Origin of the sequence: Maridesulfovibrio sp., from assembly GCF_963678865.1 — a bacterium.
Lineage (GTDB): Bacteria > Desulfobacterota > Desulfovibrionia > Desulfovibrionales > Desulfovibrionaceae > Maridesulfovibrio.
In genome coordinates this window covers 1,458,001-1,473,614 of record NZ_OY787459.1, presented here as the reverse complement: position 1 = coordinate 1,473,614, position 15,614 = coordinate 1,458,001, and the positions used below count along the sequence as shown (strand labels likewise).

The window sequence follows — 15,614 nt, the reverse complement described above, 5'->3', positions numbered from 1 at the left end:
GGTACCGGAATTATCAAAGATCGACCAATGTCTCAATGTCTTTTTTGGCTTATGGGTTCTTTTAAAAAGTCCGCTGAAATTAACTCCATTAATACGTTTTGGGAACTCTTAACAGCGCACCGGATTTTATTCCGCTTTGATTTATGAGCTTAAGGGTTGTCTTCATCTCTTCTTCAAGGATGTAACGGGCTTTGCCTGCGTTATGTATGCTGAAGTCGTCCTCATATAGGCGGACCATGTCAACTTTATTACCCATGCAATTGATGGTGTTGCGGAGTATTCTGAGATATGATTCCATGGTCGGCTGCATGTTGAACTGGTAAGGGCTGCCTGCAATAATCAGCGGTTCCTCACTGGACTCAAAGGATTTTACAAGAGCCAGTCGTACACACATATCCCAACCCAGTTCAGTTTCCGCCGTCTGTTTGAATATCCCCACATCATTGTGCAGGCGGCGTCTATACAGTAATCCTCTGAGGTCACAAATCTCGCGTATCATTTCACGGACTTGAGTAAGCGGTTGCACGGCTTGCGCTGATTTGTCCGCGCCATGCAGGATATAGCCGCATTTTACTGCGGTAACATCTGTTTTGCCGTTTATCTGACTCAATAGTGAAGAAAGGGTATGGGGCAGAAGTTTATCAGAAATATCTGTCCAGAAAAGATATTCACCATGAGCTGAAAACAGGCCGGAGTTAAATAGTTCGCTGTCACCTTCCGGGCAACTTATTATCCTGGTTTTCAGTTTAGGAAAGTTTTCGGCAAGTGTTGTCAGGAATTCATGATTTCCTGTTGAATTGAGCACCAGTAACTCAATTGACTTTTCTTTCTGTTTGGTGAGCATGTCCATAAACATGGGCATCATTTTTATTGCAGCAGCATCTTTCAGCGGGGCAATAACGCTGATTTTAATATTGTTCAGCGTTGTATCACCGGGCATTGCCGGTCTGAGAATTGTCTTGTCTTCTGATATGACCAGTCCTTTGTTGACATGCCTGATTCTGCCGAGACGATTCAGCTTATGCCATGTTTGTCCCAGTACATCGGTCCTGCTTTCGGCAAATCCTTCTGCATTGCGGAGAGTTGCCGTTTCGAACATGGCGCAGGCTCCGATTTCATTAAAATGCGGAAGGGAGAATATAGCAGTATTTGCCTTGTGTTCGAAGCTGCTGCCCAGACGAGAAAAGAGCAGTTCATCAAAACATTCGTTGCTGCCTATGTATTCCATCTCCCGGTTATCACTGATTAAACGCTTGAGGTTGGGGTAACTGAGGACGGTATGCGGCTTGGTCAGAAAATTTTCACGCAGGCTGTAGCAGAAATTTTCCGTATACTGGCAGTCCGGTACGGCTGTAACAGTGAAAGGGCCGGTGGCAAGTCCGAGGCCTTTGTTCAGCATTTGTTGAAGATTCATATCCCCTGCATCTACGCGCCGCAGGAACAAGCGCTCTCCAAAATGTTTCTCAACAGCTGCTTTCACTTTGCCGCTACGGTCAGCGTCCAGCAGAATAAGTTCGGTATGAAGGATCTGGTCGAGAAGAGATTCGATAGCCAGTCTGGTTTTGTCTGACCAGTTTAATACGGGTAGCAGGATGCTTGCTTCAATATCTCCTCTGATGTCTTCAGTGGACAGGCCGTTTTGTTCGTAAAGCTCTTTTGCCGTTCTGGGAGCATCGAGGGCTGTTTGCTTATAAAAATCGAATAGTTCTTTCTCTATTTCCAGTCCTTCACCCATGTGGTCTTTCGCGTAATCTGTTTCCGCATTGGAATAAAGCGCTTCAGGTTTTCCATTATTGAAATATAGAACCCAGTCTTTTTTGCGTACACATGCATAGTCTGTGATGCAGCTTGCTTTATCCTCATTGTCACGTTCAGCTATTCCTATCAGTTCAGGAACCGGCCCGCCTTCAAGGACTGATTTCAGGCTGATGCCCTGAGCTTTCATGTCTCCCCCCACGGCCATATCAAGCAGGGTCGGTGCAATGTCTATTGAGCGGATCAGTTCATTTTTCTTAGCCGGAACAAGTCCGTCGGCAATGAAAGATGCAAAAACGCGAGTTCTGTTGTTGGTAAACATCCCGGGTTTTGCCTTGTCGTATTCGACGTAGTTTTCATTAAGGATGCAGCCGTGATCCGATGTCACGACGGCAATATCTTCTGGGCCGGGGGAAATCTTATCCCACAGCGATTTGAATTCAATTGCTTGTCTGGAAATTATGTAAAGGTAATCTTCTGTGGTCCAGCTGGATTTTTTTTCACCATCGAAATCGTGTATGCAATAGAGATGAAAATTTACGAAAAACGGTTTTTTACTTTGGCGTACTTTTTTGATGAAATCATCACGTTTCTTATTGTCGTATGTTTTGTTGGGAGTGTCCCTTATGTTGGGGTACCCAGCTTCAAATACATCAAAACCACGTTTAGGCTGGCAGGAGTCAAGACTACTGTCCGCCCAGCGGAAGGTCTGGTAGCCGTGGTGCTTAAAATGCTCGGTAACGGTTATGACATCATCTTTGAATTTGCGTATGGATTGTACGGAAGGGTATGTCATCCCTGTCAGTCCGGGGCGAAGACCAGAAAAGTATGCCGGTGCTGTATTTCTGGTTGATGCACCGGTGGTCATGACGTCGGTAAAGAGAACTCCTTGTTCAATTACCTTGTCAATTGCGTTGGGAACAGCTGTATCGGAAAGGCAGGAGGCCAGCATATCCGACCTGAGTGTATCAATTACAATCCAGATGATGTTTTTCATGAGACTTTCCTTTTTGCGTTTTTCATAAAGTCTAGTAATCGCCTTTATGTCAAACCGATGTCAGAATGTCCTAACTCTAGCAAATTTTATTCCGGTCTATCCAGAGTTGTGATGTCTAAGCCATGAGTGCTTATGGTCAGCTTAAAGGGAAGAGCCAAATGTGGCTGCCTGATGATGGGGAAGTAGGGCAGGAGGGCGGACTTGCCTTGGAATGAGTCTCTTCGTCATAGATACTAATATAAAACCCGGCTGTAATGGCCGGGTTTTACGATTCAGGCGCACGGACTGCCCTTTTAGGCTATAGTGTTAGCTATTGTCCCAACGCCGGAATATGCGGCACTGAGAACGCTTTTTTGGAAATCATAATCGCTGCTGGTTGAAGAACTGAACTGATCGGAGTTCATGTAGTCGAGCGTTTTGGTAACAACCTGAGCCCCGAAGAGTTGCTTGTCACTTACCGCAGGTGCGGTATCCATTGTTGAGCTGATTCCTGTTACGTCCATAAACCCCTCCCGAAAAAGGGCAATATACGCGCCTATCAGTTTAATCGGACTAAAGCTGAAATACTTTAGGGTAAAATAAGAAAAATTAAGTCTTGTTAATCAACTGCTGACAATAGTTGATAAAAAAATAAAAAAATCCCCGCCTTAATCTATAAGACGGGGATGTGGTGCCTTTTTTTGCGGGAAGAGGACTATTTTTTGACCTGCTCCCAGAGTTCATTCTGTTCAATGAGGCTCATCTCGGAAAAGTCTTTTCCTTGAGCTTTGGCAAGATCTTCCATTTGGGCAAATCTTTTAAGGAACTTGTTGTTGGTTATGTCCAGAGCGGAATTGGCTTTGATGCCGTTTCTGCGCCCCAGTTCGATAAGAGTGAACAGGTAGTCGCCGAATTCTTCGTTAATGGCTTCTTTGTCGCCAGATTCAAGTGCGCTGTTCCATTCTTTCCATTCGCTGTTGAGCTGACCGAGGCATTGTTCGTCAGATTCATAAGTGAAGCCGCTGCGTGCAGCTTTGGAGTTGATGCGGTAGGCCTTGAGCATGGGCGGCAAGCCTTTGGGCAGGGAATCGAAAATTTTCTTGTCTCCCTTCTTTTCGCTGCGTTTGATTTTTTCCCAGTTACGCAAAAGTTCTTCCTGATCCTCAACCTTGGTATCCGCAAAGACATGAGGATGGCGGCGGATCATTTTTGCTGCGCTGGAGTCTACTGCATCGGCAAAAGTAAAGGCTCCTTCTTCTTCATAACGCTGAGCGATGAAAAGCAGGAGAAACATGACATCGCCCAGTTCTTCCATTACTTCCTGCCTGTCATCGGCGCGAATGGCGTCAACCAGCTCAAAGGCTTCCTCAATTACTGAGTCGCAGAGTGTTTTTGGGGTTTGTTCTTTGTCCCATGGGCAGCCGTCCGGTGCGGTCAGGGAGGAAATTACATCTTTAAGTTTTTCAACAGATTTTGTGCTCATTTTTACATTGTATCGCTTATAGGGTTGGTAAGTTCGGAATGGTCAGGAAACATTGACTTTATGTCTAATGAATCGAGTACGTTCTCCGGGGCAAAGCTGATGAAAAAGCTCGCGGTGGACATCACTCTGGGGGCCAGCTTGGAGTTAGTCAAAAATTCAGAGTTGGGAGTGAAGCTGTTCAAAACTACGATTATGATGCCGCCGATAATGATGGCTTCAACAAAACCCAGTATGCCTCCGAGTACCTGATCCGCCCAGCTGAGCATGGTAACGGTAAGTATCTTTTTTATGGTAACGCCGACAAGAAAAGCCAAAAACATGGTGGCTACTATAATTGAAAGGTAGCTGAAAGCCTTGACTGTTCCGGGGCCGTCAAAAAAGGTTTCGAAATAGGGGGCAAGTTTATAGTGGTATTTTGCCGCCAGATAAAAACCTAAAATTAAGGAAAAAACAGAAATAGCCTCCCTGACTATTCCCCGCAACAATCCCCTGAATATAAGGGCTCCGGCGATTACGATCAGAATTATATCCAGTGCATTAAGTGCCATACCTGCTGTTTGCATACTTAAATCCATTAATTATTGAAGTTTGAGAAAAAAGCGTGCTTCGCATTAGAACTAATCTAAAAAAATACATGTGAAGCCTAGCAGACCCCAAAGGAAAAGTGAATATCATGAAGCTACCTGAAAATAATAAAAAATATGACAATCAAGTGAAAAATGAGGTTGTGTCATTTCATGATCTCAGGTAATTCTCGGTTAATTTTGGGGAACGGTTTTTTGTGTCAGTAACCTGTGTTCATGCTTGGAGGATATGCGTGAAGTTGATTGAAACGGAATTTCCTGGACTTGTGGTTATAGAGCCCAAGGTTTTCAGGGACAGGCGGGGCTTTTTTCTGGAAAGCTTTAATAAAAAGGTTTTTGCTGAAAACGGGTTGCCTACTGATTTTGTTCAAGACAACCATGCATATTCATCAGGTCTTGGAGTCATTCGCGGTCTTCATTTGCAGACTCCCCCTCATGCTCAGTCAAAGCTTGTCTGGGTAACGAGGGGAGCGGTCAACGATGTGGTTGTGGACCTGCGAAAAGGGTCACCGACATACCGGAGAACGTTCAAAATTGAACTATCGGCGGATAACTTTCTCAGGCTGTTTATCCCTAAGGGATTTGCACACGGTTATGAAACCCTGACTGAGGAAAGCGAGTTTATGTACAAGGTCGATTACGGATACACCCCCGGTTGCGAGGCCGGTATACGGTGGGATGATCCGGAGCTTGATATCGACTGGAGTACTGAAAATCCGGTACTTTCGGATAAAGACCGTGAGCTTCCTTTTCTAGCTCAGTTTGATTCGTTATTTGAATTTTAATCTGAGAATCGGAAGGTGTTTTAAAACCACTTTTCCGCACCCCTTTGTTGGAAAATAGTGAGTTTTTTTCTTTTGTTGAGTTTGTGAAAAGTTTCATATTCTCTTGACATAGAAAGATTCTCTATTTTAGAAGAAGTGGCGTTAATTGGTTGTTTATGTTTCACAAAACTTAAGGAGTAGTGGGGCGAGGTTATGGAGGAGAAAAGAACATCGAAGCAGTGTGGAGGAGTTCTTCCTTTCTTCATCGGTGTCCTTGCGAGCCTGATCGTCGGTTGGTGGGTTTTCCCGCAGGTTATTTATAGCCAGAAGACTCAGCCGATCAATTTCAGTCACAAGGTTCATGTTGAAGGCGAAGGTATGGACTGTGAGTCATGTCACATGTTTTTGGAAGACGGCTCCTTTGCCGGTCTGCCTTCCAATGAGAAGTGTGCTGAGTGTCATGAAGACGTTCTCGGTGAATCCGAAGCTGAAGAAGTCTACGTGACCGAGTATCTGCAGAAGGGTGTGGAAGTACCCTGGCTGGTGTATCAGTATCAGCCTGATAACGTTTACTTTTCGCACATGGCACACCAAGGCTTCGAGTGTACGGATTGCCATCCCGACGTAGGCAATAGCGACACGCTGCCGACGTATTACGAAAACAGAATCAGCGGTTACAGCAAGCAGACCATGAAGATGTGGCAGTGTGAACGCTGTCATGCGGAAGTTGGTACCAGCAACGCATGTTACGTCTGCCATAAGTAAGTGAGGGACTGCAATGGGTATTGATCGCAGAACTTTTATTCAATTGGTAACAGGTGGTGTAGTTGGTTCACTCTTCACCCCTGTAATTTGGAAAACTCTGGATGACGCTTCTATCTGGTCGCAGAACTGGCCCTGGATTCCCAGGCTGAAATACGGTGCACTCACAGAGCAGGCTTCCGTCGCCAAATTCGGCGCGAGCCCCTGTGCGGAGATTGTTAAATCAGTAGGCGGAAGCCCTTACCTTACCAGAGGTAATGCAGAAAACGAAATGAGCAAGGGCGGTGTTGATCCTGTCAGCGCCAGCGGTCCCCAGCTCATGTACAGCCCTTCCCGCATCAATGGTCCTATGAAAAAGATTGCGGAAGGCAAATACGAGTCAATTTCTTGGGAAGATGCTGAGAAGCTTCTCTCTGAGAAACTCGCTGCTGTTAAGGGACAGAAAGGCAAACTCGCTGTTGTTTCCGGTGATGCTACTGGTACTGCAACTGAGGTTCTGTCCGGGTTCGCCTCTGAAATGGGCGCGGACTGTTACCTGATGCCCTGTGAAGAGCAGGGTGCTGCCGTGGCTCTTGCCAGCATGGGCGGAAAAGGTCAGATCGGTTATGATCTGGACAATTCCGATTTCGTCCTTTTTGTCGGTGCCGATGCCATGGATTCCTGGGGTTCGGTTGTGAGAAACCAGCGTGTTTACGCTGAAAGCCGCCCCACCGGTGAAGATATCAAAACTACTTATGTCTATGCCGGTTCTTTCCAGAACAACACTGCAGCCGCTGCAGATAAATGGATTCCGGTAGCCCCCGGCACTGGCGCCATTTTCTGTCTCGGTCTTGCTTACCACATGCTTAAGGCCGGAGCTTCCGCTTCCGCTTCCGATTTCGCCGATTTCAAGACTCTGGTTATGTCCAGATTCTCTCCCGACAAAGTGGAGAAAGCAACCGGCGTAGCAGGAGTGGAAATGGCAGCACTTGCCAAGCGTATCATGAAGTCTTCAGCTCCTGTTGTTGTTGCCGGTTCCGAGTTCGCTCAGGGCGCAGGCGCAGCTGATGTTATTGCCGCTGCCGCAGTTAATATGCTGGCCGGAAGCGTCAATAAAGACGGTGGTATGAAGATTCTCCCTGAACTGCCCAAAGCTATTGATGCGGCAGAAGGACGTTCCGAACTGGCTGTCAAGGATTTTGTTGCTTATCTTGCAGGTATCGCTGCAGATAAAGTCGCAGCTCCCGAAGTCATGATGGCTTATGAAGCCAACCCGGTTTACGCCCTGCCTCAGAACACAGCTCTGGCTCCTGCTTTTGAAAAAGCGGGCTTCCTTGTAAGCTTCAGTACTTATATGGATGAGACAGCTTCCAAAGCTGACCTGATTATGCCCAACCCCACCAGCTATGAGCGTTTTGAAGATGCACAGACTCCTTATGGCGTCGGTGCTGCAATGCTCGCAGCCAGTGCTCCTGTTGCAGAGCCTCTCTACAACAGCAAGCCCACTGTAGATGTTATTCTCGGCGTGGCTTCCGGACTGGGTATCGACCTTGGATATGAATCAGCAGACGCAGTTTATCAGGCCAAGGCCGAAAAAGCAGGCGCTGACTGGGATTCCCTTGTTGAAGGTGCTGCTTATGTTTCCGATTCAATTGAATCAGATTCCATCAAGTTTGCAGCCTCTGTTCTTTCCAAGGCGGTCACTATGCCCAAGGGCGGAGAAATTGCTCTCGCTCCTTATTCCAAGCTCATCTTCGGTACTCCCACTGTGGCCATCCCGCCATTGAACGTGGTTGCTATCAGCAAGTTCGAGCTGCTGGGCAAAGACCTTGTGGTTCAGGTCAACTCCAAGACCGCAAAGAAATTGGGCGTGTCTGAAGGTTCCAAGGTCAAGCTTGGCGGAGCGGGCGGAGAGTGCGCTGTAAGAATCCACATTAATGAAGGCGTAATGAATGATGTTATCGCCGCACCTCTTGGATTCGGTCACACCGCATGGGATGCATACTCCAGCGGTAAGGGCGAAAACATCTCCAAACTTCTCACTGTTGGCACTGAGTCCGGCACCGGTTTATCCGTGTGGACCAGTTCTTTCGTGAGCATCGCCTAAATTAAAGTCAGGGGATTCACGTTATGCAACACATAGAATTTGATACTAAATGGACCATGGTAGTCGATGTCGACAAGTGTACCGGTTGCGGTGCTTGTATGGTGTCCTGCCAGGCTGAAAATAACATAGCTCCCATGGAAGAAGGGTCTAACAAGCTTAAGACCCTTACCTGGATGCTTGTGTACGAACTCAATAACGGTAAGGAATTTCCCAACAGGGAAGTCGCCTACCTGCCCAGACCCTGTATGCAGTGCGGACACCCTGCCTGCGTTCCCGTCTGTCCCGTAGTTGCTACTACCAAGGACGAAGAAGGCGGAATCGTCAGCCAGATTTACCCCCGTTGCATCGGTTGCAGGTACTGCATGGCAGCATGTCCTTACCACGCTCGCTACTTCGGCTGGCTTGATCCGGTATGGCCCGGAGGCATGGACAAAGCTCTGTCCCCCTCAACTTCTTCCCGTCCGCGTGGTGTTGTTGAGAAATGTAACTTCTGCCATTCCAGATTGCTCAATGCACGTCAGCGTGCCCGTAATGAAGGTATGGACCCTAACAAGCTGCCTGACGGCTGGTACCAGCCTGCATGTCTGGAAGCCTGCCCCACCGGCGCAATTTCCTTCGGTGATTCCAAGAATCCTGAGCACAAAGTTCATGAACTGATCAAGAGTCCCAATGCTTTCCGCATTCTGGAGTCTATCGGAATGGAACCTCAGGTTTACTATATCAGCCGTCGTGACTGGGTTCGTGAGCAGAGTGATAACCACGTAGCTGAAGACAAGCACTAGGAGGGAGGTTTACCATGGATAGCAATCTCTTCCCCGAAGGCGTAAAACGTTGCGGACTGCCCAAGTTTCTGCTTTGGATGGTGTTTCCTACCGCAATCCTGCTCTGGGGCGTCTACGCTGCCGTACAGATTTTCTATTACGGTATCGGCGTAACCGGCCTTGACAACTACTTCGGGTTCGGCCTCTGGATTACTTTCGACCTTGCGGTTATCGCTCTTGGTGCCGGTGCATTCTTCACCGGTTTCCTCAAGTACATCCTCAAGATTGATCAACTTAAGAATATTATTAACCTCGCAGTAATTCTCGGATTTCTGTGCTACTCCGGCGCCATGCTCATTCTGACCATGGACATCGGGCAGCCTATCCGCGCATGGTTCGGTTACTGGCACCCTAACGTGCACTCCATGCTCACAGAAGTTATCTTCTGTATTACCTGTTACTGCACAGTTCTGATCATAGAATTCATTCCGCTGGTTTTGGAGCAGAAGCAGCTGAACAAGATTCCTTTCCTGCACCACTTTGCCCATCACCTGCACGTGAATATGGCATTGTTCGCAGGTATCGGAACCTTCCTGTCTACTTTCCACCAGGGTTCTCTCGGTGGTATGTACGGTGTTATGTTCGGCCGTCCTTACGCCTTCCGTGAAGGTTTCTTCATCTGGCCCTGGACTTTCTTCCTCTTCGTTCTCTCCGCTGTGGGGTCCGGTCCTGTTTTCACAGTGCTGGTTTGCACCCTCATCGAGAAGATGACCGGTAAGAAGCTGGTGGACTACAAAGTTAAAGCTCTGATGGGTAAAATCGCTGGTACCATGCTTTGCGTATACATGTTCTTCAAGATCATTGATACCTGGGCATGGGCAGTCGGTTACCTGCCTTCCGTCGGTCTTACCTTCGAACAGATGTTCCACGGTAACATTTACGGTCAGTGGCTGCTCTGGACTGAGATCGTGCTTTGCGGCATCGTTCCCGCAATCATGCTGATCACTCCTTCCATCAGGAACAACCCCAGCCTGCTGTACTCAGCAGCAATTCTGGACTGCATTGGTGTGACCATCAACCGTTACGTCTTCACTGTCCAGACTATCGCAATCCCGGTTATGCCTTTTGATCACTGGGAAACCTATGCACCAAACTGGGCAGAATGGGCCACCACCCTGATGATCTGCGCTTACGGTGCTCTGGTACTCAGCCTCTGCTACCGCTACCTGCCTGTGTTCCCTCAGGAACTCAAGCTGAACAAGAAGTAGCTCTCAGCTGATTACACATGTTAAGTCAAAAGGCCCTGTTCGTGAGAGCAGGGCCTTTTCTGTTGGTATAAAAATGATTTAGGCTGTAGTTCTTAAAGCATAATGCCTTTCTATGTATTAGCTCTTGAGAATACCTGTGCTGTGTTTAAACTGGAGAAATAAGGGACAGAAGATCATAAAGTGAATGGTTTTATGAATTTCAGCTTTAGTGAAATCAACCAGAAGTTTACGGATAATGTTTAAATGCTTTTCACTGATACTGTCTGCTAGTTGGTGTAGTTTTTAAATCTGAATATGTATTCTTACAGGTACAGAACAGCCGAAAATGTTACAAATTAGAAAGCCTCCCTACGCTACGCAGGGAGGCTTTGATCATTAAAACAAAGTAACAGCTGTGCTTAGTATGGTAAGAACCAGTTTATGCCTTCCATTTTGGCCGGAATGGGTTTTCCGGTAACAGGAGGATGCATTTTTTCCCAGCATTCCATTTCCTCTTCAATCCATGAAGGACGGGAGAGCCGTATGCAATTTCCTTTGGTGATGGAGTCGTCATCTCCACTGAAATGTTGCAAAATAAGGCTTACATTGCCGTCTGCATCGCCAAGAGACCATTTCCAGACCTTGAGGGTGCCGAAGGGGTTGCCGCGCCAGTCATCGGGCTTACCGAACCTTTTTTCAATTTTGCTGTACAGCTTATTGAAAAATTCCATGCTTTCATCCTGATACTTGAGTTTCATACGCAGGAGAATGTCTTTACGTTTGCAATTACCCACAACAACGTATCCGCCCTTGTATCCTTCAATATCCTTCAAGCCGATTCTTGTGATGTATTCTTCTTGCCAGGGGGAAGTCTTTGATTTCATCTCAAGAAGAGAGCGAACAGTAGAAACATTGTTACCAATCGTAATTCCAGCAACGGATTCAGGTGCATTCTGGGCAGCCGCAGCACTGGAGACAACCAGCAGCAGGGCAGTCATAGTCATCAAAAGTATTTTGTTCATAACATCATTCCTGTCAGCCTATAAAGCTTGATCTAAATAAGGGTCAGACCGATTCCGGAAGTACATCCGGAACACCCAGGGTTGTAGTTGGTAATAAATCTTTCTTCCCAGTGGCTGATCATGTCAACTGTTGCTTTCAAGAATTTTTTGCTGATTACAGGATATTGTTCCTGCGCTTTCTTGAATTTTTCACTGGTAAGACGAATGCAGACACAATCGGAAGTTGCCTTGAGTGTAAACAACCGTTTAGAATTTCCGATGAGTGACAAAGCGCCCACGAAATCCCCTTCCTTAAAAGATTGGATATTGGTCTTTCCTTGATCCAGATAGGCTTCCATGGTGCCGCTGATCAGGTAGTAGGCGGACTGGTCAAAATCTCCAGTGGCGAAAACTTCATCTCCCTCTGAAAATTTTTCACGCACGCAGAGATAGGCAATGAGTTTCTGCGCTTCAAGGTCCAGCCCTGAAAAATAAGGAATCTCCCTCATTATCTCCAAATGTTCCTGATATTCACTTGTTTCTGCTGCCATGACTAATGCGCTCCGTGTACGAGTTCATAAAGAAGCCCCTTCTGTTCCATCAACTCATCATAGGGACCTATTTCCATTAACTTACCAGCCTTCATGACTGCTACTTTATCGTAATTTTTGATTGTATCCAGCCTATGGATGACAGAGATAAGTGTGGCCTTGCCTTTCCACTTGGTCTCCAGCAAACCTTGAATACGGTTCTGTGACCTGTTGTCCAAAGCCGAAGTTGCTTCATCCATAATCATGATTGGCGGATTCTTGAGGAAGGTCCGAGCTATGGCCAGTTTCTGGCACTGTCCACCGGAAAGCCTATCGCCCTTGGTGCCAACCTGAAATTCCATTCCAAGTTCAACAACAGTCTCCAGAAGGTCTTCTTCAATGAGCAGCTGGATCATGGACTGGTTGATGGTATCCTGCACTTTCGGATGGTCTGTCTTCGGTTTACCGAAAAGGATGTTGTCCAGAATCGTTTGCGAGGGGATGAATTCAGTCATTTGGTAGAAGCTGAAAGTCTCAGGCCTTTCCTCGCTAACCTTGCCGTTGAACATCCTACGCCCGTCAAGGATGAGGCTCTGCAAAACAGACGGAAGAGCAACAATTTTATGTTTTCCGGGGACAAATCCGAGTGAAAGGTGCAGGAGCATTTCACGGTCTTTATCCTCAAGTTCTTGAAGCGGAGTTTCGTTAATACGGGCAACAAGCTGCTTATAGCCTTCGAATTCATCGGTAGGTATGGGACTTTGTTCAAAGAATATTTCATCCGGTGGAAGGTTACCCAGAATATCAACAGTCTGCTTAGCCAGTTCCCTGCCGAGGCTCAGTAGCGGGGTTTCTAACTGCGCTTCTTTGAGAAAGGTCAGAAAATAATCGTTGCTGACCAGGTTGCGCCCGGCAAAACTTTCATCATTAGCATGGCCGAAAGTGATGTTTCCGGCTACACTTGAATACTCCAGATATTGGCCGTCGCGGTAGAATTCAACATGCTCAGCAAGCTTGTCCCCGAAATCGGCGTGGAAGTTTTTCCGTACCCTGACCAGTCGTTCGGAAAGTTCGGTCTTCTTCTCAGGGTCAAGTAAGGTGTTTAGACCGAACCGCAAAACATCAACAAATATTCCTGCCTGTTGCACGGCTTCAATCATATTGTCACGGGTTGGCATTTTTTGCTTGGCTTCAGGATCACCTTCAAGGACAGCTGCACAGGAGTAGAGCAGATTATCTTTGATTGTACCGGAAAAGATGAACGGGGATTGGGCTACTATGCCCATATTGTGGACCATGTCAGCCTTGGTCAAATCACCGACTTCGTAACCGTCGATTTTTACAGATCCGCCCGTGTATTTGTATAGTTGGGAAATACACTGGGCCAATGTACTTTTACCGCTGCCGGAAAATCCCACAAGAGCCAACTGTTCTCCCGGCTTGAGCTTAAGGTTGATCTGTTTAAGCAACCTTATGTTACCGGAAACAGTGAACCCGAGGTTCTGAACTTCGATGTCCCCTTTCATTACAACGGGAGCGCGTCCTTCCGGTTCAAGCGTAAATTCCGGCTTGGCATCGAAGTATTCCATGACCCTTTTGTAGCGTACTCCGGCATCGTTATGGACCTGATAGAAGTCCATAAGTTCTTTCCACGGATCATATATTTTTTCGTAGGCGGAAAGAAACGCCACCAACGCACCAAGGTCGAATCGTCCCTGAATTGCTAGGTAACCACCGACGATGAAGAGCAGGAATGGTCCAAGATTCTGGAAAAAGCTATTCAGGACTTTGATGCCCTGTTTGTAAAGGATCCATGTTATCCTGATTTTAAACAATTTATCAACGTAAGCACCGTATTTACGATTTTCAATCCGGTAGGAGCCGTTGCCGTGTATCTCGTGGATACCGGAAATTGTTTCATTGATGTGGCTGGAAAGATATCTGGTTGTATCAACCCTTTTCTTGTTGGCTTTGTTGGATTTTTTTTGGAGTTTGGGAACCAGATAAATTACAAAGGGGTATAAGGCGATGGATATGGCTGCCATGGTCGGGTTAAGGAAGAACATGTACCCGGCAAAGGCGATAAGTGTAAGCAGGTTGGTCACCGGTACAGCCACGGACTGGCCAACGTATTCACCTGCTGGAGCAAGTTCTGTCACCAGTGAAGAAACAACCATTCCCGGGTTGGCCTTCCTGAAATACCCAAGCGGCAAGGTGAGTATATGGGCGTATAGTTCTTTACGCATTTGCGCCAGAGCTTCCTGACCTATGTACGTCTGCAGGACGGTTATCAGGTATTTCAGCAGGCTGGCGGTCACTACTGATGTAATGTAGAATCCGCAGTACATGAAAAGCAGATCCACCTTACGCATACTAATGGCCTGGTTGATGATTTTTTTCTGCATTTCCAATGGAATAAGCCTGACTGCTACTGTGAAAAAGATGACAACCAGCAGTATGAGCTGTAATTTCATATTACTGTTTTTCACCCAGTAGGTTAATGGACGCTTGGTGATCATTAAATACTCCTGTTGGCTGTATATCTAACAAAAATTTATTACCTTTTTGTTGACGCAGCGACAAGGGTTTTCTAACTTGGAAGTGGTTAATTGTATTTTCTGTCCATAATGTGAAATTGAGGATAGGTCTTTGGAAAACAATATGGAGACGCAGGCAGAAAGCAGCGTCACTGCTGCATTTTCGTTAAAATCGGATATAGCTGAACTTCGTGTTCTTGCAGAAATGATTGAGGATTTCGGCAGTAATAACGGCATATCTGATAAGACGGTGTTTGAGCTGAATCTCGTTTTGGATGAGTTGTTCACAAATCTTGTCAGCTACGGTTGTCAGTCCGACAAGCATAGTTTTGAAATCGAGTTGAAGCTTGAAGACGGTATTCTGACTCTGTGGATTGAGGATGACGGACATAAATTCAATCCCCTTGAAGCTCCTGAACCTGACACGCATTGCAACTGTGATGAACGCAGAATCGGGGGACTCGGAATCCATTTTATGCGAAAGATTATGGACAGTATTGAATATGCATGGGAAGGCGGTAGAAATAAATTGAAGCTGACCAAAAATGTTCAATAATAAAACAGAAAACCAGTTCGCTGGCCGGATTTTTATATTAATGATGTGTAGTGCAATGCCGCTTTTTTAGCGGGAAAATGGAGGAAAAGATGGGTCTTGAAGTCGGTGAAATCAAAAATGACGGTGTTATTACTTTCCAATTAAAAGGTCGCCTTGATTCCAATACATCCAATGATTTTGAAGAAAAGCTGCTTAATTCCATTCAGGGCGGGGAAAGCAAGATTATTCTGGATTTCGAGAATCTGGAGTACATTTCCAGTGCAGGACTGCGCGTCCTTCTGAAAGCGGCGCGTGAGCTTAAAGGTGGAGATGGCAAGCTCCTGCTCTGTTCCCTTAAGGATTACATCAGGGAAGTATTCGATTTATCCGGCTTTGTTTCTTTCCTGCCCATTTACGACAGTATGGATGAGTGTCTGGGCGCGTTCTAGACTTTTCAAGATAATCAGGCCATACTCCAGGTTCCTTATTTTAATTGAATTACTTCCTGTCTGCTTTTTTCAGCAGACAGGAAGTTTGTTTTTTGAAACAATACTTATTTATTGGCATTATAGCCTGAGCGCTTTCCATATACC

General features: G+C 46.4%; 14 protein-coding genes. 7 read left to right on the top strand and 7 right to left on the bottom strand.

Going from position 1 to position 15,614, the window contains the following annotated elements:
- Nucleotides 1-88 precede the first annotated feature (88 nt).
- From ACKU41_RS06890 to ACKU41_RS06875, 4 genes are all read right to left on the bottom strand, one after another.
- Nucleotides 89-2,752, bottom strand: coding sequence for a sulfatase-like hydrolase/transferase (locus ACKU41_RS06890; protein WP_321404757.1), 2,664 nt, complete (start codon nt 2,750-2,752; stop codon nt 89-91).
- 293 nt (nt 2,753-3,045) lie between these two features.
- Nucleotides 3,046-3,255 carry a hypothetical protein gene (locus ACKU41_RS06885; RefSeq protein WP_319780608.1) on the bottom strand — a complete coding sequence of 70 codons (210 nt, stop codon included), beginning with the start codon at nt 3,253-3,255 and terminating at the stop codon, nt 3,046-3,048.
- A gap of 191 nt (nt 3,256-3,446) precedes the next feature.
- Nucleotides 3,447-4,214 (bottom strand): nucleoside triphosphate pyrophosphohydrolase, encoded by a 768-nt coding sequence (mazG, locus tag ACKU41_RS06880; RefSeq protein ID WP_319780607.1) that lies wholly within the window; start codon nt 4,212-4,214, stop codon nt 3,447-3,449.
- Between the two features lie 2 nt (nt 4,215-4,216).
- The gene (locus ACKU41_RS06875; RefSeq protein WP_319780606.1) at nt 4,217-4,777 is read right to left on the bottom strand and encodes a CvpA family protein; all 561 of its coding nucleotides are present in this window, start codon (nt 4,775-4,777) and stop codon (nt 4,217-4,219) included.
- 254 nt (nt 4,778-5,031) lie between these two features.
- Here ACKU41_RS06875 and rfbC point away from each other — a divergent pair, with 254 nt between their 5' ends.
- The 5 genes from rfbC (at nt 5,032) to qrcD (ending at nt 10,439) form a co-directional block, all read left to right on the top strand.
- Nucleotides 5,032-5,583: a dTDP-4-dehydrorhamnose 3,5-epimerase gene (gene rfbC, locus ACKU41_RS06870; RefSeq protein ID WP_321404756.1), complete on the top strand. Its 552-nt coding sequence runs from the start codon at nt 5,032-5,034 to the stop codon at nt 5,581-5,583.
- A 192-nt stretch (nt 5,584-5,775) separates the two neighbouring features.
- On the top strand, nt 5,776-6,327 hold the full coding sequence (gene qrcA / locus ACKU41_RS06865) for a menaquinone reductase multiheme cytochrome c subunit QrcA (protein WP_319780604.1): 552 nt from the start codon (nt 5,776-5,778) through the stop codon (nt 6,325-6,327).
- 13 nt (nt 6,328-6,340) lie between these two features.
- On the top strand, nt 6,341-8,410 hold the full coding sequence (qrcB, locus tag ACKU41_RS06860) for a menaquinone reductase molybdopterin-binding-like subunit QrcB (RefSeq protein WP_321404753.1): 2,070 nt from the start codon (nt 6,341-6,343) through the stop codon (nt 8,408-8,410).
- 23 nt (nt 8,411-8,433) lie between these two features.
- Nucleotides 8,434-9,192 carry a menaquinone reductase iron-sulfur cluster-binding subunit QrcC gene (gene qrcC, locus ACKU41_RS06855; protein ID WP_319780602.1) on the top strand — a complete coding sequence of 253 codons (759 nt, stop codon included), beginning with the start codon at nt 8,434-8,436 and terminating at the stop codon, nt 9,190-9,192.
- Nucleotides 9,193-9,206: 14 nt separating this feature from the next.
- The gene (qrcD, locus tag ACKU41_RS06850) at nt 9,207-10,439 is read left to right on the top strand and encodes a menaquinone reductase integral membrane subunit QrcD (RefSeq protein WP_319780601.1); all 1,233 of its coding nucleotides are present in this window, start codon (nt 9,207-9,209) and stop codon (nt 10,437-10,439) included.
- Nucleotides 10,440-10,837: 398 nt separating this feature from the next.
- Here qrcD and ACKU41_RS06845 read toward each other — a convergent pair whose 3' ends face one another.
- Genes ACKU41_RS06845 through ACKU41_RS06835 form a run of 3 tightly spaced genes read right to left on the bottom strand, consistent with a single transcriptional unit; the run spans nt 10,838 to nt 14,468 of the window.
- Nucleotides 10,838-11,440: a hypothetical protein gene (locus ACKU41_RS06845; RefSeq protein ID WP_321404752.1), complete on the bottom strand. Its 603-nt coding sequence runs from the start codon at nt 11,438-11,440 to the stop codon at nt 10,838-10,840.
- 32 nt (nt 11,441-11,472) lie between these two features.
- A complete protein-coding gene (locus tag ACKU41_RS06840) occupies nt 11,473-11,970 on the bottom strand; it encodes a cyclic nucleotide-binding domain-containing protein (RefSeq protein ID WP_319780599.1) in 498 nt (165 codons plus the stop codon).
- A gap of 2 nt (nt 11,971-11,972) precedes the next feature.
- Nucleotides 11,973-14,468 (bottom strand): ABC transporter ATP-binding protein/permease, encoded by a 2,496-nt coding sequence (locus ACKU41_RS06835; protein WP_321404750.1) that lies wholly within the window; start codon nt 14,466-14,468, stop codon nt 11,973-11,975.
- A 142-nt stretch (nt 14,469-14,610) separates the two neighbouring features.
- On the opposite strand from ACKU41_RS06835, the gene ACKU41_RS06830 reads away from it, so the two are divergent.
- On the top strand, nt 14,611-15,042 hold the full coding sequence (locus ACKU41_RS06830; protein ID WP_321404749.1) for an ATP-binding protein: 432 nt from the start codon (nt 14,611-14,613) through the stop codon (nt 15,040-15,042).
- Nucleotides 15,043-15,131: 89 nt separating this feature from the next.
- On the top strand, nt 15,132-15,470 hold the full coding sequence (locus ACKU41_RS06825) for an STAS domain-containing protein (RefSeq protein WP_321404748.1): 339 nt from the start codon (nt 15,132-15,134) through the stop codon (nt 15,468-15,470).
- Nucleotides 15,471-15,614 lie beyond the last annotated feature (144 nt).

Excerpts from the sequence above, each read along its gene's own strand:
- mazG (WP_319780607.1), bottom strand. The coding sequence starts at position 4,214 with ATGAGCACAAAATCTGTTGAAAAACTTAAAGATGTAATTTCCTCCCTG.
- qrcC (WP_319780602.1), top strand. The coding sequence starts at position 8,434 with ATGCAACACATAGAATTTGATACTAAATGGACCATGGTAGTCGATGTC.
- ACKU41_RS06890 (WP_321404757.1), bottom strand. The coding sequence starts at position 2,752 with ATGAAAAACATCATCTGGATTGTAATTGATACACTCAGGTCGGATATG.
- ACKU41_RS06840 (WP_319780599.1), bottom strand. The coding sequence starts at position 11,970 with ATGGCAGCAGAAACAAGTGAATATCAGGAACATTTGGAGATAATGAGG.
- ACKU41_RS06825 (WP_321404748.1), top strand. The coding sequence starts at position 15,132 with ATGGGTCTTGAAGTCGGTGAAATCAAAAATGACGGTGTTATTACTTTC.
- qrcB (WP_321404753.1), top strand. The coding sequence starts at position 6,341 with ATGGGTATTGATCGCAGAACTTTTATTCAATTGGTAACAGGTGGTGTA.
- ACKU41_RS06845 (WP_321404752.1), bottom strand. The coding sequence starts at position 11,440 with ATGAACAAAATACTTTTGATGACTATGACTGCCCTGCTGCTGGTTGTC.
- qrcD (WP_319780601.1), top strand. The coding sequence starts at position 9,207 with ATGGATAGCAATCTCTTCCCCGAAGGCGTAAAACGTTGCGGACTGCCC.
- ACKU41_RS06875 (WP_319780606.1), bottom strand. The coding sequence starts at position 4,777 with ATGCAAACAGCAGGTATGGCACTTAATGCACTGGATATAATTCTGATC.
- ACKU41_RS06830 (WP_321404749.1), top strand. The coding sequence starts at position 14,611 with ATGGAGACGCAGGCAGAAAGCAGCGTCACTGCTGCATTTTCGTTAAAA.
- ACKU41_RS06885 (WP_319780608.1), bottom strand. The coding sequence starts at position 3,255 with ATGGACGTAACAGGAATCAGCTCAACAATGGATACCGCACCTGCGGTA.
- qrcA (WP_319780604.1), top strand. The coding sequence starts at position 5,776 with ATGGAGGAGAAAAGAACATCGAAGCAGTGTGGAGGAGTTCTTCCTTTC.
- ACKU41_RS06835 (WP_321404750.1), bottom strand. The coding sequence starts at position 14,468 with ATGATCACCAAGCGTCCATTAACCTACTGGGTGAAAAACAGTAATATG.